Genomic DNA, 24,712 nt, shown 5'->3' on the forward strand with positions numbered 1-24,712 from the left:
CGTCCCCGCCGCACGAACGCCCCGCCGCCCCGCACGATGACGACCTCCAAACCGACCGAAGAGGCGTTCTGGAGCCGCAACTCAAAGCCGACCTCGCAGCGGAAGCTGAAGAAGCTGGCGGCGCTGTACGACGTTGATCTTCGATCGATCACGGCGCTGTTCAGCGCCCACGCGGACTTCGATGAGCGGGAGAACCGGCCGTTTGACGACGGCGCGATCGTCCCGGAGGCGGAGCGGGCCCACCTGATCGAGTCCGGCGTGATCCCGGCGCCGCGCCGCCTCAGTCGGGACGATCTGTTGGCCTGGCTGACCGAGGCGTGGGAGGCCTGCGACCGCACGGCGGTGCGGGACGCGTTCATCATCGGCACGGCGAACGGGCGGTACGACTTCCGCTCCGCATTGGGCACCTACGCCAGCTTTCACTCGCTCAGCGGCCCCGACCGCGACGACGCCGTGCGACGCGGGATCGCGGGATTGCCCGATGAGGGCACGACGGTCGACCAAACGACGGTCGAGTCGGAGTTGATCTATTACGCCTTCAAGCGATTCTGGATGCCGTACATGGTCATGGATCACGCCGACTACGCGGCGTTCGACCTGTCTCAGTTCAATAAACGCCCCGTCCCCGAGCCGACCGACGCCCAGCGGGAGAACTTCACGGCACTGCTCGATGCGATCCGCGCCCTGCCGGCCGACGCCAAGCTGACGGATTTACAGAAGGCCGGCACGGGACTGGTGAAGGGCAATAAATACGACCGCATTCATCTGCTGGAGATCCTCGGTTATTGCGACATCCTCGGTTCGCCCGACCATCCGCCGGTGCGGGAGCGGTTCGTGAATCAAGAAAACCGCCCGCAGCCGGAACACTTTTATTCCCGCGACTGGCATTTCCCGGCGAACCTGTGGGACGGCACGGTCGGCGTCAACGAGGAAGCCGTCGCGTACTGGTTCCCCGGGTATGAGCGGTGAGCGTCAGCGGGGCGTGGAACCTCACGACTTGCGAAATGCGTGGGGCGGGGGATCGACGTTAGGATTTTCATGATGAGTTCCTCTTTGAGTCCCGTCCGCCTGCGTCGCCGTCGGTTTCTGCTGGGGTGCGGCGGCGCTCTGACGCTCGCGACGACGGGGCGGGCGCGGGGGCGGGAGGTCATCGAGACCGGCCGGCGGCAGCCCGATTTGGGTTCGTTCGATGAATTGATGCGTGAGGTCGTGGGAAGCCTGGGCGTCCCCGGGGCCGCATTGGCGGTGACGCGGTTTGGCCGGCTGGTTTACGCCCGGGGCTTCGGACTGGCCGACCGAGAACAGGGCGCGCCGGTCGAACCGACGTCGACGTTTCGCATCGCCAGCCTTTCAAAACCGATCACCGCAGCCGCGGTGATGCAGTTGATCGATCGGGGCGCACTCGACGGCCGCAGCCGCGTGCTGGACGTGCTGAATCTCCCGGAACCGGCGGACGCTCGGTGGAAGCAGATCACGACTAAGCAGCTGCTTTGGCACCGGGGCGGGTGGGATCGGGACGCCGACTTCGACCCGATGTTCCGCTCCGGCGAGATCGCCCGGCAGATGAACGCTCCGCCCCCGACCGGAGCGGACCTCGTGATTCGATATATGCTGGAGCGCCCGCTGGATTTTGAACCGGGGTCGAAATACGCCTACTCCAACTTCGGCTATTGCCTGTTGGGTCGTCTGATTGAGTCGGTCTCGGGCCAAACCTACGAGCAATATGTGCGCGATCAGATTCTCGCGCCGCTGGGCGTCCGGCGGATGCGACTGGGCCGGTCGCTGGCCGCGGACGCTCTGCCGGGCGAGGTTCGCTATTACGATGCGAAGAACCGGACCGTGCCCGCGGTGCCCGGATTGGCCGAAGGCCGCGTTCCTTGGGCGTACGGCGGCTTTTCTCTCGAACCGATGGACGCTCACGGCGGGTGGACGGCGACGGCCCCGGATTTAGTGCGATTCGCGTCCGCGTTCGACGATCCGCGACGCAGCAAAATCTTGTCGGAGGAAGCGATCGCCGACATGTTCGCCCGTCCGACGGGCGTCGATCCGGGAGACGCCTCTTACTACGGCGCCGGCTGGCAGGTGCGGCCGACGGGGCCGGGAAAACAGAATACCTGGCACAACGGGCTCCTCACCGGCAGCACGTCCGCCCTGATGGTTCGACGGCACGACGGATTAAACTGGGCCGTCTTATTAAACACCGGCCGCAACGCGGAGGGACAGGAGTATGCCGGTATCCTCGACCCGCGACTGCACGTCGCCGCAGACGCGGTCCGCCGCTGGCCGTCGTACGATTTATTTGACGACCTGCTATAGACGCAGCGGGGCCGGGGGCGTTGATCGCCTTTACGCGATTCCGAACGCCTCTCGGACCGCCTCGACGGCGCGTTCGCCCTCGTTCGCGGCGACGACGACGCTGACGCGCATCTCGCTGGTGCCGATGAGCTGCACGTTCACCTGAGCCTCGGCCAGGGCGGCGAAGAGTTTGAGGCCCACGCCGGTGTGGCTCCGCAGGCCGACGCCGGAGACGCTTAGTTTGGCGACGTGCGGGTCGGTCTGCACTTCGCCCTCGCCCCAGGTCGCCGCGGGGGCGCCGGCGAGTTGGGCGGCAAGCTCCGCTTCGCTGGCGGGGACGGTGAAGCTGATCGCCGCGTGACCGGCGTGCGAGACGTTCTGGACGATCATATCGACCGTGGCGCCGGTGCTCGGGTCGTCGTCGGGGCCGCCGGCCACGGCCTCGAACAGGTCGGCCAGCACGCCGGGGCGGTCGGGGACGGGGCGAACGCTGAGTCGGGCCTGATCCGTGTCCAGCGAGACGTCGGCGACGACGATGTCTTCCATCCCCTGGAGCCCTTCGACGACCGTCCGCACCCGCTGTTCGGCGGGGGAGAGCGGTTCGTTCCCGTCGCGCCCGGCGCCGGCCGATTCCTCCCGGTCGAGGGCGAATGCGGCATGCACCGCGCGGATCGCTTCGTCGGCGCGGTCGCGGGCGATCAGGCAGGAGACCTTGATCTCGCTGGTGGTGACCAGCACCACGTTGCAGTCGATGCCGGCGAGGGTGCGGAACATCTTCGCCGCCACGCCCGGCCGGTCCGGCATCCCGGCGCCGACGGCGCTGATCTTGGCGAGGTCCGTGCCCACCGTGACCTCGGCGCCGTCCAGTTCATCCACCGCGACCTTCGCCGCCGCGAGGGCGCCGGCGAGGTCTTCCTGCGGCACCGTGAAGGAGACCTCCGCGATGCCCGCGACGGACAGGTCCTGCACGACCATGTCCAGCGGAATCGCCCGGTCGGCCATGCGGCGGAAGATCTCGGCCATCACGCCGGGGCGGTCCGGCAGGCCGGCGAGCGTCACCCGGGCGGCGTCGCGCACCAGCGCCAGGCCGGTGACGGGGCGACTAGGCACGGAACCTGCGCGGGCGATGAGGGTGCCGGGTTCGTCGGTCAGACTGCTGCGGACCACCACCGGCACGCCGTACTTCCCCGCAAACTCAATGCTGCGGCTGTGCATCACCCCGGCGCCGAGGCTGGCCAGCTCCAACATTTCGTCGTAACCGATGCAGTCCAGCTTGCGGGCGGACGGCTCGATGCGGGGGTCGACGGTGAACACGCCGGGGACGTCAGTGTAGATCTCGCAGCGTTCGGCGCCCAGCACCGCGGCGAGGGCGGCGGCGGTCAGGTCGCTGCCGCCGCGGCCCAGCGTGGTGATGTCGCCGCTCTCGGAGACCCCTTGGAAGCCCGCGGCGACGACGATGCGGCCGGCGTCGAGGTGCTCCTTGAGTCGATCCGTTTTGATCGCCCGGATGCGGGCCTTGCCGTAGGTGTCGTCGGTCGAGATCCCAATCTGCCCACCGGTGAGGGAAACCGCTTCGGCGCCGGCCTCGCGGATCGCCATCGCCATCAGCGCGACCGATTCCTGCTCGCCGGTGGCGAGCAGCATGTCGAGTTCGCGAGCGGGCGGGTCGATGTCGAACTCCCCGGCGAGGCGGACCAGTTCGTCCGTCTTCTTCCCGCGGGCGGAGACGACCATCACCACCTGCATGCCGGCTTTCTGGGCCGCGACGGCGCGGGCCGCGGCGCGGCGGATGCGGGAGGTGTCGCCGACGGAGGTTCCGCCGAACTTTTGCACGATGATCCGAGGCATGCTGTCAGGATACCGCTTGAGGCGATCAGGTTCGCGGCTCGCCCGCCGACCGGCGGTGCGTCATTCGTCCGCGACCGGGGGAACGCCTCAACTGTTGAGGACGACAATCAGCCAGACGATCCCCGCGACCAGCGCCGTCGCCGCCGCAAAACCGCCGGCGAACTCCGCTCGCCGCAGGGGCCACTCCGCTCCGCGGCGGCGATGGAGCCAGCGGCCGATCGCCCCGCCGACCCACCCGCAGAAGTAGCCGGGGACGACGGCGAGAAACGCCGTGCAGGTCAGGCCGTACGCCGCGCCGAGCAGCCCGCCCTCCATCACCGCCCGACCGGACAGCGCTTCATTCAGCGACCACCACAGCCCGACGGCGATCGTCGGCAACGCCGTGCCGCACCACCCGCCGAAGCCCGCGGCGTTGGAGGGGCCGTAGCGCCGCGCCAGCCGCGGCGGGGGCGGTTCCGGCGGCGGGGGGGAGATCAGGACGGTTTCGTCTGAGGGAGGGATGCTCAATGGTGCGCAACCTCAACTGTTCAGGGAGACGATCAGCCAGACGATCCCCGCAGCGAACGCGGTCGCGGCCGCGAAGCCGCCGGCGAACTCGGTTCGCCTGGGGGGCCACTCCGCTCCGCGGCGGCGGCGGAGCCAGCGCGCGATCGCCCCGCCGACCCACCCGCAGAAGTAGCCGGGGACGACGGCCATGAACGCCCAGGCCGCGAGGATGAAGCTGTACTTGAGCACCTCGCCGGCGTCGGTCCCGCGGGTGACGGTCCAGTTCGCCCCCCACCACCCGGCGACGGCCAACAACGGCAACGTGACGCCGCACCACCCGCCGAACCCCGCGGCGTTGGAGGGGCCGTAACGCCGCGCTAGCCGCGGCGGGGGCGGTTCCGGCGGCGGGGCAAGGTCGAGATCGGTCACGCGGCGCAGCGTACCGGATGACGGGATCCGAACCTGTTCAGATCAAGGCGTTCGTGACCCCGACGACCGTCACGAAGAGGACCGTCAGCACGCCGGCGACGAAGCCGCCGACGAACTGCGCCCGCCACGGCGGCCACGACGCCCCGCGGCGGCGCTCGACGAACCGCACCAGTCGTCCGCCGACGCCCCCCGCTCCCACCCCCAGCAGCAACGACGCCGAAGCGGCGCAGATCAGCCCGTAGACGGTCGCCGGCGGGAACGCCGGCCGGCCGGCGGCCTGTTCCAAGAAGGCGTAGAACAGGAAGATCGCCCCCATCGGACCGAACACGCCCGCCCATCCGCCCAGCCCCGCGGCGTTCTCCGGCCCGAGGAATCTCGCCCAGAACCCCGGCTTCGCGGGGGCGTCCGATGTGGAAGCCTCGAGCGGCGGCAGGTCGTCGTCCGGCACGGTCGCAGCGTAGCGGCTGCTGAACGTCAGGTTGAGGATTGCGCCCTCTCCTTGGATGCCGGCGTCGCTTGCGGTTTCGCGGGGCCGCAAACACGGATCAACGCTGCGAAACCGCAAGCGACGCCCGACCCCGGAGAGAAAACGACCCGCTCCCTGAGGCTCAACTGGGAAGCGCGACCGGCGCCGCGTTCGGTTGTCGGCGACCCGCGGTCGCGACAGCCTCGGGCGTTCGCCCCCCGCTTCTCCGACCGCTCGCATGACGACGTTTCGCCTCGCTGCGCTGACCATGGCCGCGCTCTGCTCTGCCGCGTTCCTCGCGGGCCCGCTCCGCAGCGCCGACGACCCGGCGCCCGTCCCGGTCGGCGACGGCGTCGCGGACGACACTGTCGCCCTCCAAGCCCTCGTGGACGCCGGCGGCGCCGTGCGACTGCCGGCCGGGACGCATCGCATCACGGCCCCGATCGTGATCAATCTTCAAGCGATCGGCCGGACGTCGATCTCCGGAGACGGCGCCGCCCGGGTGGTGATGGCCGGGCCGGGGCCGGCGTTTCGGTTCGTCGGCACCCACGACGGCACCGCGGCGCCCTCGTCCGTAAAGGATCGCGTGTGGGCGCGGGAGAACGCCCCGATGCTGGACGGCGTCGAGATCGTCGGCGATCACCCGCAGGCCGACGGCGTCGGGGCCGACGGCACGATGCAACTGACCCTCACCCGGCTGGTCGTGCGGAAGGCCCGCCACGCGGTCCGGCTGACCGGCCGCAACCGCAACGTGACGCTCTCGGAGTGCCATCTCTACGAGAACCGTGGCGTCGGCGTGCTGATGGAAGACGTGAACCTGCACCAGATCGACGTCGCCAACTGCCACATCAGCTACAACGCCGGCGGCGGCGTGGTCGCCCGCGGCAGCGAGATCCGCAATCTCCAGATCGGAACCTGCGACCTCGAAGCGAACGTCGGCCCCGCCAACGAATACGGCGCCCCGGCGAACGTCTGGCTCGATTCGACGCACGGCACCGTCGCGGAGGTCGCGATCGTCGGCTGCACCATTCAACACAGTCAGAACGGCGAACGGTCCGCGAATATCCGGGTCACCAGCGGCGGGCCGTTCCCGGGCGAGAACGCCGACGACTTCCGCACCGGGCATCTGCTGATCGCGGACAACGTCCTCTCCGACGTGCAGACGAACATCGAGCTGACCGGCGTCCGCGCCGCGACGGTGACGGGGAACACCCTGTGGCAGGGATTCACCGCGAACCTCGTCGCCGAGGACTGCACCCGGCTGATCCTGGCGAACAACGTGCTGGACCGCGGGCCGCTGTATCACGTCGGCCGCAACGCCTCCGCCAAGCTGGGCGTGCGACTGGAACGCTGCACGGACTGCACGATCACCGGCAACCACAGCGCCGGCGAGGCGTTCGCGGAGGCGGCGGTGATCCTCCGCGACTGCGAGCGGGTGAACCTCACCGGCAACACGATCACCGACTACGGCGCCGCCGGCCTGCTGCTGGACGGCGTCACGACCGGCCTCGTCACCGGCAACCTGATCCGCGACGACCGCCCGGACGAGGCCGGCGTCGCCCTGCTCACGGAGAACCTGCGGGGCGTGACGCTCGCGAACAACCTGCTGGGCGAAGACGCGGAGTGAGGCACGCCCGGCGGTTGACCAATTGTGTTCAATATCAGCCCGACGCGCAAGCGTCGGCTGTGAGTCGAAGCAAGCCTCCCGCGGTCGAGGACTCCCGCCGACTGCGTCGACGGCCGATGCTTGCGCATCGGGCTGGTATCCGGTTCTGCGATCGCTCCTCACCCAATACGTAGCCCGACGGCCCAGAGGGCCGTCAACGGGGCGCTGGTCAGCAGCCAGCCGGTGAACGCCGCGCCGGAGAACGCGGCCCGGAACGGCGTGCGGAAGGGGCCGCTGACGGTCGCCCGTTTGGCGCGCACCTCCGCCGCCCAGAGTCCCGAGCACAGGCCCATCGGGAGCGTGAACCCCCCCCCGACCGCGCCGCAGTACAGCCCGTTCCGCAGCCCCTCCAGCGGCATGTCGGCCGACAGCCCCGCCGCGGTCGCGACCGCCGTGGCCGCGACGAACCCGAACGGCACGCCGACGAGCCAGCCCAGCATCGCCCCGCCGACGGCCGCCCCCTCGGCATGCGGCGGCGGATCGTCTCCGTCGCTCACGCCGGGAAGATCCGCTTGTAAATCTCCGCTAACGGCAGCGTCGCCGCGGGCGCCGCCAGCGAGACGGACGCTTCGAGATCGGTCGTCCGCGTCACGGCCCATGCCGAGGGTTCGTTCGCCCCGTTCCCGCCCGACGCCCGACGATGGTGCAGCACGTTCGGCTCGTCCTGCGCGACGACGAGGTAATCGGTGACGCTGGGAATCGAGAGATAGTCCGCCGGTTTCTCTCGTAGATCGACGGCTTCCGTGCCCTCGGAGAGCACCTCGATACAGACGGACGGATTGAGCAGAACGAGTTCCCGATCCCGCGGATGATCGGCGTAGCGGGCGGGGAGCCGAGTCAGCACGACATCCGGGAAGCGGCGCCGGCCCGTCAGGCAGACCACCTCCAGCGCCTGCGAATCGATTTGCCACACGTCCTGATCGAGGGCCGCGATCAACAGCCCCATCAGGTTGGTGACGATCCGGCTGTGAAGTGCGGTGGCCAAGGCAAAGCCTTTGCGTTCGTTCGAGAGGCCGTCATGTTCCGGGAATCCAAACCGCGGCCAAACTTCCCCCAACGGCTCGCCGTCGCGAGTTTCCTCCGTCATGCCCAGCCACTCGACCCGCGTGCCGGGATCCTCGGCGGCGGCTTCAAACTCCGCGCGGGTCATCAGCAGACGCGGCGGGGTGGCGGGAGATGGCAGCTCGCTCGCCGGGCCGGCGGCCGACGGCGGGGTGAGGGCGGCGGACATCGGGCGGGTTTCCTCCGGGGACGACGGACACAGCGTAGGGCTCGGACCGGGTCAGGTCAGCAGGCCGGAGAGCAGCCCCGCGGCGGCGAATGCCGTGGCCACGAGGTACGACCCGACCGCCGCCGTCCAAGTCGCCGGCCACGTCGCGCCGCGGGCGTCCCGGAATCGAATCGACGCCCACCCCGCGAGCAATCCGAACGGCAACGACGCCCCGATCAACACCGCAACGACGATCGCCCCGCATAGCACGCCGGCGGGGCCGTCCCCCTGCAGCAGGGCGAGCAATGCGAACGGGGCAAACGCGGTCGTGATCCCCAACGGCCACCCGACCAGCACCCCGGCCGCCCAGTCATCGCCGCGAGAGGGAGGATCGGGCATAGAGCTAGTTGAAAGCCGGAGTGGCCGAGGCAGAAGCGAAGCGGATGCCCCCGGGGCGGACGGCGTGCGATCGAGTGGAGAACCGCTTATTCCAGCGTCGTCAAGAATCCCTCGACCCGCGACCGGGCGAACTGCAGTGGGGTTTGCGGGGACGCCGTGGCCTGATTCGCGGCCCATTCGTCATGCACCCACTCGAGGAGCACGATGGGAATGGACGACTCCGATTCGAACTCGTCCAGAAACTCATCGACCGACGCATAGGTCGCCCCCATCGCCTGCAGCTTCGCGAGGACCTTCTGTTCCCGCTTCGAATCCAACTTGCCGACGGCCCGAAGGAGATACAGTTCCGCGGCGGTTTCGGGGGACATGGGGATCTCCTCGGCGTGGAAATGGGAGTGATACGGGACGATCCAGCGCGCACGGAAACCGCCGCCGGCCAACGCCTCCTCTATTCAATCGTCGCCGTGGCGCGAGGTTACATCGACCCTATGCGGTCGGCGGGCCATCCGGCGGTCGGTCGGGCGGCGTCACCAACTCGACGAGGTGGCCGTCGAAGTCTTTCACCACGGCGCGGCGTCCCCATTCTGTAGCTGTCGGCGGAGTGCGGACCTCGGCATCGATGTCTCGAAGCAATTGAACGACGCCGTCCACGTCATCGACGTGGAAACCTAGGCGAACGTGTCTCGTCGTATCGGCGGCGGAGCGTTGCGGGTAGATCTCGAAGACGAACCGGTTGGACTCAGATGCGTAGTGTTTCGGACCGTTCCCGTGAGCGTGGAACTCGAAGGTCATCCCCATCTGTCGATAGAACGTCACCGCACGTTCAATGTCCGGCGAGCGGATCACGAGCAGGTTGGCGATCGGAGCAGACGTTTTCACTTCACCGCCCGCTTTACCGGGTTGCGTTCTCGACGAGTAAAAGCAGGGCGACGCCGGCGGCTGCGACCGCGAAGCCGATCGCTCCACCGGCGTAGCCGGCGGCAAACGCCGTCGCCCGCGGGCGGCGCCCGCCCCGCTCGGGGCGTATCCGCCGCAGGAGCGACTCCCCCGCCAAGCCGAATCCCCAACCGAACAGGAATGCGACCAAGGAAAGCGGGATAAGTGAGTCGACGTTCAATAGGTCGATCTCCCGGTGCATCGGCTGCCGCGTGAGAGCGTGTATGGTCAAAAGCGCCGACGGCAGACTGGCGAATCCCAGTACTCCCCCGGCGATTGACCAGTCCGACGCAACGGCGGGAGGAGGGTCGCCGCTCACCCCAACATCTCCGCCAGCAGTTCCGGCGGGGCGGCGTCGTATTTGAGCAGTTCCATCGAATAGCTCGCCCGGCCTTGGGACAGGCTGCGGACCTGGGTGCTGTAGCCGAACATCTTGGCGAGCGCGACCTCGGCGTCGACGACGGTCAGGTCGCCACGCGGTTCGCTGCCGGTGATCATCGCGCGGCGGCTTTGCAGGTCTGCCTGGATGTTGCCGAGGAACTCGCCGGGGGTCACGACCTCCAGCTTCATCTTCGGCTCCAGCAGCACGCAGTGCTCCTCGCCAAGGCAATCTCGCACCGCGCGGGCGCTGGCGGCGGCGAGCGCCGTCTCGGTGGTCAGGCCTGGGGCCTGCTCGACGGTCGTCAGCGTCAGCTTCACGCCGTTGAGCGGGTAGCCCACCACGCCGCCGCCGCGGGCTTCGTCCAGCGCGGCCTGCTTGACGATCTCCAACGTCGCCTTCGGGAAATCGTGCGGCAGGGCGCTGACGAACGTGATCGGGTCGGCGGTCGGGTCGTCCGGCTCGAACCGCTCCAGCGTGGCCGTGACCACGGCCCGGTCCACGGCGCCTTCGGTCAGCGGGCGCTCGAATTCCCCGCGGCCCTCGATCGCGGCGCCGGCCTTCACCGTCTCGCGATAACTGACGCGCGGTTTATGCACGCGGATCTTGAGATTGAAGTCCCGCTCCATGCGGTTCTTGATGACTTCTAAATGCAACTCGCCCATGCCGGAGACGATCGTCTGGCCGGTCTCGGGATTAATGCGGGCATCGAACGTTGGGTCCTGCCGGGAGAGGCGGACCATCGTGTCTTCGAGCTTCTTGCGGTCGGCGCTGCTCTCCGGCTCGACCGCCATGCTGATGACGGTCTCCGGGAACCGGATCGATTCCAAAACCAGCGGCTGGGCCTGATCGCACAGCGTATCGCCGGTCACGGCTTCCTTCGGGCCGAACAGTCCGACGATGTCGCCGGGGCCGACCTCGTCGACTTTCTCCCGACTATCGGCCTGCATCCGCCAGATCTGATTGACCAACTCCTTCTTGCCGGTGCGAGGATTTAAAAGACGGGAGCCGGTCTTCAACGTCCCGCTATACACCCGCACGAAATAGAGATCGCCGTGCTTATCGGCGACGATCTTGAAGGCCAGCGCGGCGACCGGTTCGTCCGGGTCCGGCTTGCGGATCTGCGGTTCGTCGGCCTTTTTGGGGTTGGGATGCGTGCCGGTGACGGCGCCGCGATCGAGGGGGGAGGGGAGATAATCGACCACCCCGTCCAACAGCGGCTGCACGCCCACGCGGTGCAGGCTCGACCCGCAGAACACCGGTTGCAGCGCCCCCTTCAACGTCGCCGCTCGGAGGCCGGAGCGGAGATCGGCCTCGGGCAGATCGTCCGTTTCGAGGAAGGTCTCTGTGAGCGCGTCGCTAGTGGTGGCGACGGATTCCAGCAGCTTCGCCCGCCACTCCTGGGCGAGGTCGGCGTATTGCTCGGGGATCGGGCCGCGTTTGACCTCCTCGCCGTACTCGCCTTCGAAGGTGATCGCCTCCTGCGTGACGAGGTCGATGATCCCTTCCAACTGTTGCGGCTCGGGCATCATCGGCGCCGTGACGGGCACGGGAACGCCGTGCAAACGGCTCTCGATCTGGCCCAGGACCGCTTCCCAGTCCGCCCCGATGCGGTCCAGTTTGTTGATGAAACAGATGCGGGGCACGTCGTATTGATCGGCCTGCCGCCAAACCGTTTCGCTCTGGGCTTCGACGCCCTCGACGGCGCTGAACACGACCGCGGCGCCGTCGAGCACGCGCAGGGACCGTTGTACCTCGGCGGTGAAATCGACGTGCCCGGGGGTGTCGATGATGTTGACCGTGTGGCCGTTCCAGAAGCAGGTCACCGCGGCGCTATAAATCGTGATACCGCGCTGCGACTCCTCCGGGTCGAAGTCGGTCTCCGTGGTGCCGTCGTCGACCTCGCCCATCTTATGGGTCGACTGGGTGTAGAAGAGCACGCGCTCCGTGGTGGTCGTCTTACCGGCGTCGATATGGGCGACGATCCCGATGTTCCGCAAACGGGAGAGATCGGCTGGGTCGGGATCGGCCATCGGAGGGGGCGCTTCTGAACGCGGAGGCTCCGCGGAGCCTCCGCGTCACGGGGGAGGGAACGAACGCAGCCGCGGCGGGCGAGACCCGACGCGGCTGCAAAGTGTGTCGAGCGGAAGGCTCGGCTCAATAAGCGAAGTGGGCGAACGCTTTGTTGGCGTCGGCCATCTTGTGGATGTTTTCCCGCTTGGTCATGGCGACGCCTTCACGCTTGTAGGCGGCCATGAGCTCGTCGGAGAGGCTCAGGTGCGTCGGGCGGCCCTTCTTGGCGCGGACCGCTTCGAGCAGCCAGCGGATGGCGAGGGTCTGCTGACGCTTGGGGCTGACGGGGGTCGGCACCTGATAGGTGGCGCCGCCGACCCGCTTACTGCGGACCTCGATGGCCGGCTTGATCTGCTCCAACGCCTTGTGGAACACGTCGATCGGGGAGAGATCGGCGCCTTCGGTTTCGCCCTCGGCGGGTTCGGCCTTGGGCATCCGCTCGCCGATGCGGTCGAGGGCGTCGTAGAACACCTGGTAGGCGGTGCTCTTCTTGCCGTCGTACATCAGGCAGTTGACGAACTTCGCCGCCAGCAGCGAGTTGTACCGCGGGTCCGGCTTCAGCTGTTTGCGGGAAGCGGTGTAGGACTTGGACATAGGTGGGGGTTGAGAGTTGAGAGTCCAGAGTTGAGAGAGACGAGGGGGAGACGGCCGGGCGGAGCGTCGCTCTCAACCCTCAACTCTCCCCTCTCAACTACTTGGGGCGTTTGGCGCCGTAGCGGCTGCGGGCCTGCTGGCGACCGGAGACGCCGAGGGTGTCGAGCACGCCGCGGACGATCTTGTAGCGAACGCCGGGGAGGTCGCGGACACGACCGCCGCGAACCAGCACGATGCTGTGTTCCTGCAGGTTGTGACCTTCGCCCGGGATGTAGGCGGTGCACTCTTTGCCGTTGGAGAGCCGCACGCGAGCCACCTTCCGCAACGCGGAGTTCGGCTTCTTCGGCGTGACGGTCTTCACGTTCAGACAGACGCCCCGCTTCATGGGGGAGCCGTCGAGCAGCGGCGTTTTGTTCTTGGCCTTCTGCTGCTTGCGCGGCTTACGGACCAGTTGGTTAATCGTGGGCATCGCGGGTGTTTCGTGCGCCGGTGCGGCGGGCGGTACTTGTCAGAGACAGGCCGTGGACGATCCGCCGGCGGCGGGTCGGGGAGTGTAAGGAGGCGACCTGAACGGTTCAACCGGGAGGGACGCCCATAACGCAGAGGCCTTGCAAGGCCTCTGCGTTACGTCGACCGTCATCAGCCGCCGACGGGCGGGTGCTCGATCACGCCGTCGACTTCCTGCGGGCCGGAGGCGGGCGGCGCCTGCGGGGCCGGAGCCGCCGCCGGAGCGGGGTCGGCGGCGACCTTCTCCAGCAGGTTGACGGCCGGTTCGTCCCGCAGCGGAGCCGGGGCGGCTTCGCCGGCGACCTCGGCGAGCATGTCGCGGCGGGCGGCGAGGATCCGTTCCTTCTCCGCCTGCATCGCCATCAGGGCGCTGTCGTGGATGCGAACTTCCGCATCCTGGTGCTGATGGAACCCGGTCCCGGCGGGGATCAGGTGGCCGAGGATCACGTTCTCCTTCAGACCGACCAGCCCGTCGCTCTTGCCGGCGAGGGCCGCTTCGGTGAGGACCTTGGTGGTCTCCTGGAAGGAGGCGGCGCTGATGAAGCTTTCGCTTTGCACCGACGCCTTGGTGATGCCCAGCAGCTGGGTCGAACCGACCGCCTTGCGGGGTTCGCAGGTCTGGGCGGGGCCGAGGCCTTCGGCTTCGAGCTCGCCGTTCACCTCTTCCAGCGTCTCCTTGGGGACGATGTCGCCCTCGTCGAAGTCGGTGTCGCCGGGGTCGGTGACCTTCAGGCAGGTGTTGAGCTGCTCGTTGGCCTTCACGAACTCCGTCTTGTCGACCAGCACGCCGGGCAGCAGCGGGGTGTCGCCCGGATCTTCGATCTGAAGCTTGCGGAGCATCTGGGAGATGACGATTTCGATGTGCTTGTCGTCGATCTCCACCCGCTGGGCCTGGTAGACGCCCTGAATCTCCCGGCGGAGATAGTTCTGGACCTCGACCGTGCCCGACACCCGCAGGATGTCGTGCGGCTTGAGCGGACCGCTGACGAGCGCGTCGCCGGCCTTCACCTCGTCCCCGGCGTGCACCAGCACGTGCTTGCCGGGGGGGATGATGTGATCGACCTCGGTGCCGTCGGCGGCGATCACCTTCACGACCCGCTTGTTGCGCTTCCGCTCCGGGACGAACTCGATCACGCCGTCGACCTCCGCGATGACCGCGGGGTCCTTCGGGGTCCGGGCTTCGAACAGCTCCGTGACCCGCGGCAGACCGCCGGTGATGTCCTGCGTACCTTCCGAGGCCCGCGGGTTCCGGGCGAGCACGGTCCCGGCCTTCACCTTCGCGCCCTCTTTGGCGTCGATGTTGGCCCGCTCGGGCAGGTAGTAGAAGTCGAGGATCTTGTCGTCATCGTCCACGAGGACGATCTGCGGGTGCAGTTCGCCTTTGTGCTCGATGACGGTGCGGCGGATGTTGCCGGACTTCTCCTTCTCCTTGCGGATGGTGACGCCCTCGACGAGGTCCTCGTAGCGGACCTTACCGTCGACTTCGGCCAGCACCGGGACGCTGTGCGGGTCCCACTCGCAGAGGATCTGGCCTTCCTCGGCCATTTCGCCCTCTTTGATGGTCAGCGTGGCGCCGGTGGGGACCGGGTAGCTTTCCAGCTCGCGGCCCTTCTCGTCGGTGAGGACGATCTCGCCGTTCCGGGTCAGGGAGACTTCCTTGCCGGCGGCGTTGGTCACGCTGCGGAGGTTGGTGTACTTGACCCGACCGCTGCGGCGGGAGCGGATCTCGCTTTCCTCCAGGCTCGTCTGGGCGGCGCCGCCGATGTGGAAGGTCCGCATCGTCAGCTGGGTGCCCGGTTCGCCGATGCTCTGGGCGGCGATGATGCCCGCCGCCAGGCCCTCTTCGACCAGCGAGCCGGTGCTGCGGTCCATGCCGTAGCAGAGCCGGCAGAGGCCGAGCTGGCTCTCGCAGGTCATGGGCGACCGCACCTGGATCTTTTTGAGCTTCATCTCCTCGATGCGATCCGCGATCCCCTCGGTGATGAGCTCGTTCTCCGCGACGACCAGTTCGCCGGTGATGAGGTCGGCGATGTTCGTCCGGCTGACCCGGCCGACGATCGCGTCCCGCAGGGAGACCTCCACCGATTCGCCGCGGTAGAGCACCTCGCGGGTCACGCCCTGCGTGGTGCCGCAGTCGTGCTGGGTGATGACCATGTTCTGGCAGATGTCCGCCAGTTTGCGGGTCAGGTAGCCGCTGTCCGCGGTCTTCAGCGCGGTGTCGGCCAGTCCCTTACGAGCGCCGTGCGTCGACGAGAAATATTCGAGGACGTTCAGGCCTTCTTTAAAGTTGGCCTTAATGGGGGTCTCGATGATCTCGCCGCTCGGCTTGGCCATCAGGCCACGCATGGCGGCGAGCTGCTGCATCTGGCCCTTGCCGCCACGAGCGCCGGAGTCGGCCATCATGAACACCGGGTTCACGTAATGGCCGTCCTCGCGGTAGTCGTGCTGCATGTCGTGGTACATCGCGTCGGTGATGACTTCCCGGCACTTCGTCCAGACGTCGATCACCTTGTTGTACCGCTCCTGCGGACTCAGCACGCCTTCCTCGTAGGCCTTTTGGAAGCGAAGCACCTGGCCTTCGCTGTCCGCGATCGCTTCTTCCTTGCTGTCGGGGGTCCGCAGGTCGCCGGAGCCGAAGGAGACGCCGCTGTTGGTCGCCTCGTTGAACCCGAGGACCTTCATCCGGTCCAGCAGGTTGATCGTGTCGCCGCGACCCCGCTCCAGATAGCAGTCCGAGATGACCCGGCCGAGGTCCTTGGACTTCATCGTGATGTTATAAAAGGACATCCCTTCGGCGACCATGTCGTCGAACAGCACGCGGCCGGCGGTGGTGTCGATCAGGCCGCCGTCCTTGAACTCCTCGGCGCCGTCGCCCTTGACCGTGCGACCCTTGGGCAACCGCAGCTTGATCTTGGTGTGACGGGTCACCTTGCCCTGATCGAGCGCCAAGAAGACCTCTTCCTTATCGGCGAAGACGCTGCCCTCGCCGGGCCGTCCGTCCTTGGCCAGCGTGAGGTAATAACAGCCCATCACGATGTCCTGCGACGCCGAGATAATCGGGTCGCCGTTGGCGGGGCTGAAGATGTTGTTGGTGGACAACATCAACGTGGTCGCTTCGACCTGCGCTTCGATAGAAAGCGGCAGGTGAACGGCCATCTGGTCGCCGTCGAAGTCGGCGTTATAGCCCTTGCAGACGAGGGGATGGACGCGGATCGCGTTCCCTTCCACCAGCGTCGGCTCGAACGCCTGAATGCCCATGCGGTGCAGGGTGGGCGCCCGGTTCAGCAGGACGGGGTGGTTCTTGATCACCTCGTCGAGGATGTCCCAGACCTCCTCCTCCCGCCGTTCCAGCATCCGCTTGGCGGATTTAATCGTATCGGCGTGATCCAGCTCTTTGAGCCGGCGAATAATGAACGGCTGGTACAACTCCAGCGCGATTTTCTTGGGCAAACCGCACTGGTTGAGCTTCAATTCGGGACCGACGACGATCACCGAACGGGCGGAGTAGTCGACGCGTTTGCCCAGCAGGTTCTCGCGGAACCGGCCCTGCTTGCCCTTGATCATGTCCGTGAGGGACTTGAGCGGGCGGTTCGAGGAACCCAGCACCGGCCGCTTGCAGCGGTTGTTGTCGAACAGGGCGTCGACGGACTGCTGCAACATCCGCTTTTCGTTGCGGACGATGACCTCCGGCGCGTTCAGGTCGACAAGCTTCTTCAGCCGGTTGTTCCGGTTGATAATCCGGCGGTACAGGTCGTTCAGGTCGCTGGTGGCGAAGTTGCCGCTGTCCAGCAGAACCAGCGGGCGCAGGTCCGGCGGGATGACCGGGACGACGTCCAACACCATCCACTCGGGGCGGTTGTCGCTGTCGCGGAGGGCCTCGACGATCTTCAAACGCTTGACCAGTTCCTTGGTCTTCGCCTGGCTGCCGGTCGCCTTGAGGTCCTTGCGGATCTGCACGCCTTCGGCGACGAGGTCGACCGTCAGCAGCAGCTTCTTGATCGCCTCGGCGCCCATCGCGCACTCGAAGGAGCCGACGCCGAAGTTCCGTTCCGCCTCGCGGCGTTCGTCCTCGGTCAGCATCTGCCCGCGGGTCAGCGCCGGGGCGCCCTCGGCGGTGACGGCCTCGCCGGGGTCGGTGACGACGTAGTCCTGGAAGTAAATCACCTTTTCCAAGCTGCTGGTCTTCATGCCCAGCAGCGCGCCCAACCGGCTGGGCATGCTCTTGAAGAACCAGATATGCACGACCGGGGCGGCCAGTTCGATATGCCCCATCCGCTTCCGACGAACGCGGCTGTGGGTGACCTTCACCCCGCAGCGGTCGCAGACCATGCCCTTATATTTCATCCCGCGGTACTTGCCGCAGGAGCATTCCCAGTCCTTCTCCGGGCCGAAAATCCGCTCGCAGAACAGGCCGTCCCGCTCCGGGCGATAGGTCCGGTAGTTGATCGTCTCCGGCTTCTTGCATTCGCCGTGCGACCACGACCGAATATCGTGCGGGCTGGCCAGCCCGATTTTGACGGAGGCGTAGTCGTTGACGCGGTCGAAGTTCGGTTCAGCGACGGACATGGTGCGGTGCGGCGGGGAGAGAATGAATGAAACGCTGCGGGGGGCGGGCGGCGGTCCGGGCGACGAGAACCCGGGACGGCGGCCCGATACGTTTGGCCGGTCGGCCTATTGCGGACCGGCGGGGCGCGGTGAGCCTGTTCGGGCAAGCTGAGCGAACATCTCGCGGAGGTTCTGAACGATCTGTACGGTCGCGTCTTCTTGAACGCTGCTGGTGCCCAGCCAGGTTTCGTAACCGCCCAGGACGTGCTGCTCCGGCGTGGGCAGATAGCCGTAGGCGCCGTTGGCCAGTTCGATCGTGAAGGCGTCCTCGAACGGGTCGATCCGGGGGATCTCCCGCTTCAGTTCGAGGCCGGTCTGCGTGAAGGTCTCGAACGGAATGGCGGCGACGGCCACGTCGCCGATGCGATGGGCCTGCAGCAGGATCGCGACGGTGTCCGGCCCCTCGGCGAGGGTGCGACCGCGGCGGGCGTAGTTTTGTTCGTGCCGCTGGTACGGCTTCTCGCCGGCGGCGGCGCGGGCGTCGACCTGCTCGAAGAACGCGAGTTGCTCCGGCGTCGGTTTGCGGACCTTCAACAGGACCTCCCGCTGAGCCGAGGCAAGCGGCACGTCGCTGTGGAAGTCGAGGTCGTCGTAGACGGCGGCGATCTTCTCGGCCAGATCGTCGGCGACGATCTGCATTTGTTCGTAGGGCGCCCGATTCACGCTCGCGGCGGTGAAGTCGACGTTGTTGACGTCCCCGCTGGTGCCGTTGGAGAGCATCCCGACGAACCGCGGCGTGAGCCGTTCCGCGTTCAACCGGGCGGCGATGCGACGGGCGAACACGCCGAAGTAGTCCGCGGAGAGCTCGCCCCCCGGCACGCCGCCGACGTAGTGCAACGAGTAGTTCGCCATCAACGCGATCGGCCGGGGCAGGCCGACGCCGACTCCGCGGGTGCGCACCGACAGAAAGGAGACCTCCGGGTCGACCGGGCCGGCCTGCTTCACCAACGCCCCGCTGCGACGCGGCGGGTTCATGCGGACCTTATCCACGCCGCCGAACGGGTTGCGGGCGAGGTCCGGGTCGCTGACGAACCAACGGCGGTTGAACACGTGCTCCGGCGCCTGCACCGAACCCCACGCCAGCTCCGCGGGTTCGAGCTGATCGACCGCCTGCTCGACGGCGGCGGCGATCCCCTCGGCGAGCATCTGCTGGTAGGCGGTCCCCTTGGGCAACGCCGGTCGATCGCCGTCGAGCGTCGGGCTGCCGCCGACCTCGCCGGCGTTGCTGCGGGCGGAGACCGAGGAGTGCGTGTGGGTCGACGCCGTCAGCACCTGCTCCGGTTTGATCCCGGTTCGGGCTGCGATGCTCTCTTTACCGGCGTCGAACACTTCGCGGGGGATGCCGACGTTATCGCAGAGCACCAACGCCAGCCGGTCGTCTCCGTTCTTCAGCACGAGCGCCCGCACCATGATCGGGTCGTGGACCCGCTCGGCGGGGGGCGAGTTCCAGTTCCCGACGATCGGCAGCCCCAGCGGCGGGGTGACGTCGACCGCGGCGGCGCCGGCGTACAAGCCGTCTTCCCGCTTGGGTTCGTCCGCCGCGTCTGCCCCGGCCGGGAACGCCGTGCACAGCGCCAGACAGACCCACGCCGCGACAGCGGCGGGGGCAAAGCGGGCGGCGGCGAACACGGAACGCGTCATCGACAGGGGGGCGAAACGACGGGGGGCGAAGCGACGGGCGACGGGGAACGAGGGCGGGACGGACTCAGGCGCCGGACTTCTCCAACTGCATGTTGAGGCAGAGGCCGCGGATCTCGTTCAGCAACACGTCGAAGCTGGCGGGGGTGCCGGCTTCCAGCGTGTTCTCGCCCTTGACCATCGACTCGTAGATCTTGGTGCGGCCTTCGACGTCGTCGCTCTTCACGGTGAGGAGCTCCTGAAGGATGTAAGCCGCCCCGTAAGCCTCCAGCGCCCACACTTCCATCTCCCCGAACCGCTGACCGCCGAAGCGGGCCTTACCGCCCAGCGGCTGCTGGGTGATGAGGGAGTAGGGGCCGGTGGCGCGGGCGTGGACCTTGTCGTCGACGAGGTGGTGCAGCTTGAGCATGTAGATCTGACCGACGGTCGTCTTCTGCTCGAACGGCTCGCCGGTGCGGCCGTCGTACAGCTGGGCCTTGCCGTCCTCGGGGAGGCCGGCTTCGATCATGCACTCGCGGATCTGATCGTCGTCGGCGCCGTCGAAGACGGGGCAGATCGCCCGGAAGCCGGTGATGCTCGCGGCCCAGCCGAGGTGGGTCTCGAGGATCTGACCGACGTTCATCCGGCTCGGCACGCCGAGCGGGTTGAGGATGATGTCGACCGGGGTGCCGTCGTCGAGGTACGGCATGTCCTCCTGCGGGAGGATCTTGGAGATCACGCCCTTGTTCCCGTGGCGGCCGGCCATCTTGTCGCCGACGGAGATCTGCCGCTTGCTGGCGACGTAGACCTTGACCATCTGCAACACGCCGTTGCCCAGCTCGTCGCCGAGCTTCTTGCGGTTGATGGCGTGGTCGCGTTCGTCGATCGCGTCCTCGACGGCCGGCCAGCCGGCGTCGTAGACCTTCTTCAGCTCCTGCTTCTTCTGCGGGGAGCGAACGTCGAGGTTCTCCGCGTGTTCCGGGAACTTCCGGGCGTACTCGACGACGAAGGCGTCGTCTTCGATCTTGGAGATCTGACGGCCGTCGTCGTCCTCCAGCGGGCTGCCGAGGGCTTCTTCGTAGTCCTTGACGAAGTCGCGGAAGACGGACGCGGCGGTCTCGTCGCCCTGCTTCTCGGTCTTCTTGAGGTCCTCCTCGTAGGCCTTCTTCTCCACGTCGGAGAGGCTCATCTTGCGGGAGAACTTCTCGGTCTGAATGACGATCCCTTCGACGCCGGACGGCACTTCGAGGGACTCGTTCTTCACGTCTTCGCCGGCCCGGCCGAAGATCGCGTGCAGCAGTTTCTCTTCGGGGGTGAGTTCCGCCTTGGCCTTCGGGGACACCTTGCCGACCAGCACGTCGCCGGGGCTGACCCGGGTGCCGACCTCGACGATGCCCTCGTCGTTGAGATGCCGCAGGGCCTTCTCGCTGACGTTGGGGATGTCGTTGGTGAACTCTTCCTTGCCCAGCTTCGTCTCGCGGATCTCGACGTCGTACTCGTCGATGTGAATCGACGTGTAGACGTCTTCCTTCACGAGCCGTTCGCTCAGGATGATCGCGTCTTCGAAGTTGTAGCCCTGCCAGGACATGAACGCGACGAGCACGTTCCGGCCCAGCGCCAGTTCGCCGTGACGGGTGGCGGCGCTGTCGCAGAGGATCTGGCCCTTCACGACCTTGTCGCCGGGCTTGACGATCGGCTTCTGCGTCATGCAGGTCCGCTCGTTCAGGCCGGTGAACTTCCGCAGCGTCATGCTGACGCCGTCGATCTCGATGTGATCGGCGTCCGCCGCGGTGACGGTGCCGTTCTTCGGCGCCTTGAGGACCATACCGCTGTTCTGGGCGACGTCCTTCTCCAGCCCGGTGCCGACCAGCGGCGGCTCGGCGATCAGCAGCGGCACGGCCTGCCGCTGCATGTTGGAACCCATCAGCGCCCGGTTGGCGTCGTCGTGTTCCAGGAAGGGGATCAGGCCGGCGGAGACGCCGATCATCTGACTGGTCGACACGTCGATGTACTGCACCCGACCGGCGGGGATCCACTCGGTGTCGTTGCTGTACCGGGCCAGCACGCGGCCGCTCTTGATCTCGCCGTTCTCCATCGGCGTATCGGCCGGCGTGATGTGGTAGCGGACTTCCTCGTCCGCCCGCAGCCAGTCGATCTGATCCGTCAGCTTCCCGTCTTCCACCTTGCGATAGGGGGTGATCAGGAAGCCGTAGTCGTCCACCTTGGCGTACATGCCCAGCGACGAGATCAGGCCGATGTTCGTGCCTTCCGGCGTCTCGATCGGGCAGATGCGGCCGTAGTGGCTGAAGTGCACGTCACGCACCTCGAAGCCCGCCCGCTTGCGGTTCAAACCGCCGGGGCCGAGCGCCGAGAGACGCCGTTCGTGCGTCAGCGTGGACAGCGGGTTGGTCTGGTCGACCACCTGCGACAGTTCGCTCCGACCGAAGAAGTAGTCGATCGCCGCGGAGACGCTCTTGGGGTTTACCAGCGTCCGCGGGGTCATCTCCTCCACATCCTTGAGCGACATCCGCTCCTGGACGGTGCGACGCAGCTTGAGGAAGCCCTTACGGATCTCGTCGGCGCCGAGTTCGTCGATCGTGCGGAGACGCCGGTTACCCAGGTTGTCGATGTCGTCGACGCGGGCGTCGTTCACCCCGGCCCGCAGGTCGAGGATGTACTGGATCGCGCTGATCAGGTCTTCGACCCGCAGCGTCATCTCCGTATCCGGGACGTCCTGGTTGAACTTCCGGTTGATACGGAACCGGCCGACCCGGCCGAGCCGGTAGCGGTTCACGTCGTGGAACTTCTCGGCGAACAGATCCTTCGCCTTCTCCAGCGCCGGCGGGTTGCCCGGGCGAAGCCGCTGATAGATGCGGAGCAGCGCTTCCTCGTGGCTGTTGGTCGTGTCGTCCAACAGCGTGGTCATGATGAGCGGGTCCTCCACGCTCTTCGTCAGCAGGACCTTGTCGAGGCCGCTCTCCTGCAACTCCTTGGCGAGCACCTCGGTGACGACATGGCCGCACTCGACCATGATCTCGCCGCTGCGGTCGCTCTCAACCGGGTAGATCAGATCGTCGGCGGCCGTCTTGCCGGTGACGGCCTTCAGGAAGTCCTCGCCGGCGCCGACGGTGACCTCTTCCGTGTCGAAGAACAGCTCGATCAGCGCCTTGGCCGAGCTGTACTTCGCGTCCATCGCCCGCAGCAGCGTCAGGCAGGAGAACTTGCCGCTCTGGTCGATGCGGACCTGCAGCACGCCCTTCTTGGAGATCACCATCTCCACCCAGCTGCCGCGTTCCGGGATAATGCGGCAGGTCACGTCAGTGGCGTCGTCGCCGTCGCCGGTGTTGACGAAGTCCACGCCCGGGCTGCGGTGCAGCTGACTCACGACGCACCGCTCGGCACCGTTCACGATGAACTCGCCGCCCCCGATCATGATCGGCAGGTCGCCCAGGTAGACCTCTTCCTCGACCGGCTGCTCCTTGACCAACCGCATCCAGACCCGCAGCGGGCGACCGTAGGTCAAACGCAGCTGACGGCACTCCGTCTGGTTGTACCGCGGCTTGCCGAGCTCGTACTTGACGTACTCGAGCCGGTAGGTGCCGTCGTAGCTCTCGACCGGGAAGATCTCCCGGAGGACTTCTTCAATCCCGAAGTCCTTGCGATCGCGGGGCGCCTCGTCCTTCTGGAGCAGCCGCGTGTAGCTGTCCGTCTGGATGTTCGTCAGGCCCGAGATCGGGAACGCGGCGTCAATATCGCCGAAGTTCCGAACGGTGTCGAAGTAACGGATACGTTCCGCGGGAATCGGCATCGGGATGTCGAGCTAAGAAGGAGAAGGGCGGGGCCGGCGACGGCAGGTCGTGCAGAACCGGCAAAGGGGGCCGAACGGAGCGAGAACGCCGCCGCACGCCGGAGGGCCGGACGCGGGTGGGGTTCGACCGACGGCCGATTACCGTGAACCGGGGCGGCGGCTGGTCGGAATCCGACCCAACCGTGAGCGGCGACGCCGCAAACGAAGGGACGGTCGACCGGCGAGAGAACCGAGCGTCGCCGCGTTCGACCCCGGCCGGGAGGGGGTCGACGCCTTCGCAAACGCGGGCGCCTTCACAGACGCCGTCGGGGACAAATACGCGGACAAGTCACGCGCAGACGACAAACCGACACGCCCGAAGACGCGTCGGCAGAGAACCCGGCCGCCGCAAGCGGGACCGGGGGCGATGGGAGTACGGTGGTGACGCCGCAAGGGGGGGAGGCCGCCGCTGTCGGGTGCGCTGGTCGGGAAGCCGCGCGCGGGGAGGAACCGCGCGTCGCCGCGGAACCCGTCGCCGGGAGCCCACGAACCCGCCGGAGTTCGAGGCAAGGTCCAGTGTCACGTGTCAAGCCGAACTGTCAACCGGCCGCGGACAATTCTCGTGCCAAACCGTCCGGAGAAACCCTGAGCCGCGCCGCAATCTTTGCCGTTTGTCCTGCTGACGCGTCTGTTCGATCGGTCTGGCGCCTCTCCGTGAGCCCGAAGCGCAAGCGAGGACCGTGACTGGCCAATCTCGCTCACGCTTCGGCCTCACTCGCGAACGCCGCACTGATCCGTTGGACGCTCTATCTGTCCGGGATCGCGTGCTGGGCCTTCGGCCTGTTCCTCTGGGCGATCAGCCTTCCGCCATAACGCCGGGAGTCATGGAAGCAGGGGCCATGCCGGCGTGACCAGCGCACGAAACGACCCGGACGCTGGGCAGCGTCCGGGTCGCGAATCGTCGTCGGTGGGACGAGCGGGGCTCTACTTGAGTTCCGCTTCGCCGCCGGCTTCCTTGACCTCGGCGACCAGCTTCTCGGCATCTTCCTTGGGAATGCCTTCCTTGATCGGCTTCGGGGCGCCTTCGACCAATTCCTTGGCTTCCTTGAGGCCCAGGCCGGTCGCGGCGCGAACGATCTTGATGACCGGGATCTTGTTCCCGCCGAAGCTGGTCAGGATCACGTCGAAGTCGGTCTTTTCTTCGGCCGCTTCGCCGCCAGCGTCGCCGGCCGGGCCGGCCATCATCACGCCGCCGCCGGCGGCGGGCTCGATGCCGTATTCGTCTTTGAGGTAGTCAGAGAATTTCTTCGCCTCGAGAAGCGTCATGTTGACGATCTTCTCGGCGAGTTCCTTCATGTCCGCCGGGATGTCGGCGGTCGCGGTGTCATCGGCCATCGGAATGTCCTCCGGGGGTT

19 protein-coding genes and 1 pseudogene are annotated in these 24,712 nt (G+C 67.2%); 3 read left to right on the forward strand and 17 right to left on the reverse strand.

Annotated features, from left to right (window positions below):
* Both LzC2_RS06085 and LzC2_RS06090 read left to right on the forward strand, forming a co-directional pair.
* Positions 1 to 969: pseudogene (locus LzC2_RS06085) on the forward strand (hypothetical protein); the annotation flags it as partial.
* A 72-nt stretch (positions 970 to 1,041) separates the two neighbouring features.
* Positions 1,042 to 2,316 (forward strand): serine hydrolase domain-containing protein, encoded by a 1,275-nt coding sequence (locus LzC2_RS06090; RefSeq protein ID WP_171184842.1) that lies wholly within the window; start codon positions 1,042 to 1,044, stop codon positions 2,314 to 2,316.
* A gap of 30 nt (positions 2,317 to 2,346) precedes the next feature.
* On the opposite strand, the gene LzC2_RS06095 is transcribed toward LzC2_RS06090, so the two are convergent.
* The 4 genes from LzC2_RS06095 to LzC2_RS06110 all read right to left on the reverse strand — a co-directional run bounded on the left by LzC2_RS06095 (position 2,347) and on the right by LzC2_RS06110 (position 5,596).
* Positions 2,347 to 4,143, reverse strand: a complete 1,797-nt coding sequence (locus LzC2_RS06095) for an aspartate kinase (RefSeq protein ID WP_171184844.1) — start codon at positions 4,141 to 4,143, stop codon at positions 2,347 to 2,349.
* A gap of 87 nt (positions 4,144 to 4,230) precedes the next feature.
* Positions 4,231 to 4,650, reverse strand: coding sequence for a hypothetical protein (locus LzC2_RS06100; RefSeq protein ID WP_171184846.1), 420 nt, complete (start codon positions 4,648 to 4,650; stop codon positions 4,231 to 4,233).
* A gap of 12 nt (positions 4,651 to 4,662) precedes the next feature.
* Positions 4,663 to 5,058 carry a hypothetical protein gene (locus LzC2_RS06105; protein ID WP_171184848.1) on the reverse strand — a complete coding sequence of 132 codons (396 nt, stop codon included), beginning with the start codon at positions 5,056 to 5,058 and terminating at the stop codon, positions 4,663 to 4,665.
* Between the two features lie 37 nt (positions 5,059 to 5,095).
* Positions 5,096 to 5,596, reverse strand: a complete 501-nt coding sequence (locus LzC2_RS06110; RefSeq protein ID WP_171184850.1) for a hypothetical protein — start codon at positions 5,594 to 5,596, stop codon at positions 5,096 to 5,098.
* Between the two features lie 166 nt (positions 5,597 to 5,762).
* On the opposite strand from LzC2_RS06110, the gene LzC2_RS06115 reads away from it, so the two are divergent.
* Positions 5,763 to 7,151 carry a right-handed parallel beta-helix repeat-containing protein gene (locus tag LzC2_RS06115; RefSeq protein WP_171184852.1) on the forward strand — a complete coding sequence of 463 codons (1,389 nt, stop codon included), beginning with the start codon at positions 5,763 to 5,765 and terminating at the stop codon, positions 7,149 to 7,151.
* 158 nt (positions 7,152 to 7,309) lie between these two features.
* Here LzC2_RS06115 and LzC2_RS06120 read toward each other — a convergent pair whose 3' ends face one another.
* From LzC2_RS06120 to rplL, 13 genes are all read right to left on the reverse strand, one after another.
* Positions 7,310 to 7,687 (reverse strand): hypothetical protein, encoded by a 378-nt coding sequence (locus tag LzC2_RS06120; RefSeq protein WP_171184854.1) that lies wholly within the window; start codon positions 7,685 to 7,687, stop codon positions 7,310 to 7,312.
* Complete coding sequence (locus LzC2_RS06125) at positions 7,684 to 8,421, reverse strand: Uma2 family endonuclease (protein ID WP_171184856.1); 738 nt, start codon at positions 8,419 to 8,421, stop codon at positions 7,684 to 7,686. Before LzC2_RS06125 ends, LzC2_RS06120 begins: the two co-directional genes overlap by 4 nt.
* A 51-nt stretch (positions 8,422 to 8,472) precedes the next feature.
* Positions 8,473 to 8,799, reverse strand: a complete 327-nt coding sequence (locus tag LzC2_RS06130) for a hypothetical protein (RefSeq protein ID WP_171184858.1) — start codon at positions 8,797 to 8,799, stop codon at positions 8,473 to 8,475.
* A gap of 86 nt (positions 8,800 to 8,885) precedes the next feature.
* Positions 8,886 to 9,167, reverse strand: coding sequence for a hypothetical protein (locus LzC2_RS06135; RefSeq protein ID WP_171184860.1), 282 nt, complete (start codon positions 9,165 to 9,167; stop codon positions 8,886 to 8,888).
* Positions 9,168 to 9,285: 118 nt separating this feature from the next.
* Entirely contained in the window at positions 9,286 to 9,678 is a 393-nt protein-coding gene (locus tag LzC2_RS22540; RefSeq protein ID WP_206678582.1) for a VOC family protein, read from the reverse strand.
* Between the two features lie 13 nt (positions 9,679 to 9,691).
* Positions 9,692 to 9,967, reverse strand: a complete 276-nt coding sequence (locus tag LzC2_RS06145; protein ID WP_171184862.1) for a hypothetical protein — start codon at positions 9,965 to 9,967, stop codon at positions 9,692 to 9,694.
* 83 nt (positions 9,968 to 10,050) lie between these two features.
* Positions 10,051 to 12,147 carry an elongation factor G gene (fusA, locus tag LzC2_RS06150; RefSeq protein ID WP_171184864.1) on the reverse strand — a complete coding sequence of 699 codons (2,097 nt, stop codon included), beginning with the start codon at positions 12,145 to 12,147 and terminating at the stop codon, positions 10,051 to 10,053.
* A gap of 124 nt (positions 12,148 to 12,271) precedes the next feature.
* Entirely contained in the window at positions 12,272 to 12,781 is a 510-nt protein-coding gene (gene rpsG / locus LzC2_RS06155) for a 30S ribosomal protein S7 (RefSeq protein WP_171184866.1), read from the reverse strand.
* A 97-nt stretch (positions 12,782 to 12,878) separates the two neighbouring features.
* On the reverse strand, positions 12,879 to 13,250 hold the full coding sequence (gene rpsL / locus LzC2_RS06160) for a 30S ribosomal protein S12 (protein ID WP_171184868.1): 372 nt from the start codon (positions 13,248 to 13,250) through the stop codon (positions 12,879 to 12,881).
* Positions 13,251 to 13,420: 170 nt separating this feature from the next.
* Positions 13,421 to 17,854: a DNA-directed RNA polymerase subunit beta' gene (gene rpoC / locus LzC2_RS06165; protein WP_171184870.1), complete on the reverse strand. Its 4,434-nt coding sequence runs from the start codon at positions 17,852 to 17,854 to the stop codon at positions 13,421 to 13,423.
* Positions 17,855 to 17,959: 105 nt separating this feature from the next.
* Positions 17,960 to 19,522, reverse strand: coding sequence for a hypothetical protein (locus tag LzC2_RS06170; protein WP_206678583.1), 1,563 nt, complete (start codon positions 19,520 to 19,522; stop codon positions 17,960 to 17,962).
* Positions 19,523 to 19,598: 76 nt separating this feature from the next.
* A complete protein-coding gene (gene rpoB, locus LzC2_RS06175; RefSeq protein WP_171184872.1) occupies positions 19,599 to 23,318 on the reverse strand; it encodes a DNA-directed RNA polymerase subunit beta in 3,720 nt (1,239 codons plus the stop codon).
* A gap of 963 nt (positions 23,319 to 24,281) precedes the next feature.
* Entirely contained in the window at positions 24,282 to 24,692 is a 411-nt protein-coding gene (gene rplL, locus LzC2_RS06180; RefSeq protein ID WP_171184874.1) for a 50S ribosomal protein L7/L12, read from the reverse strand.
* Between the last annotated feature and the right edge of the window lie 20 nt (positions 24,693 to 24,712).

The organism is Alienimonas chondri, from assembly GCF_013036045.1.
Classification (GTDB): domain Bacteria; phylum Planctomycetota; class Planctomycetia; order Planctomycetales; family Planctomycetaceae; genus Alienimonas; species Alienimonas chondri.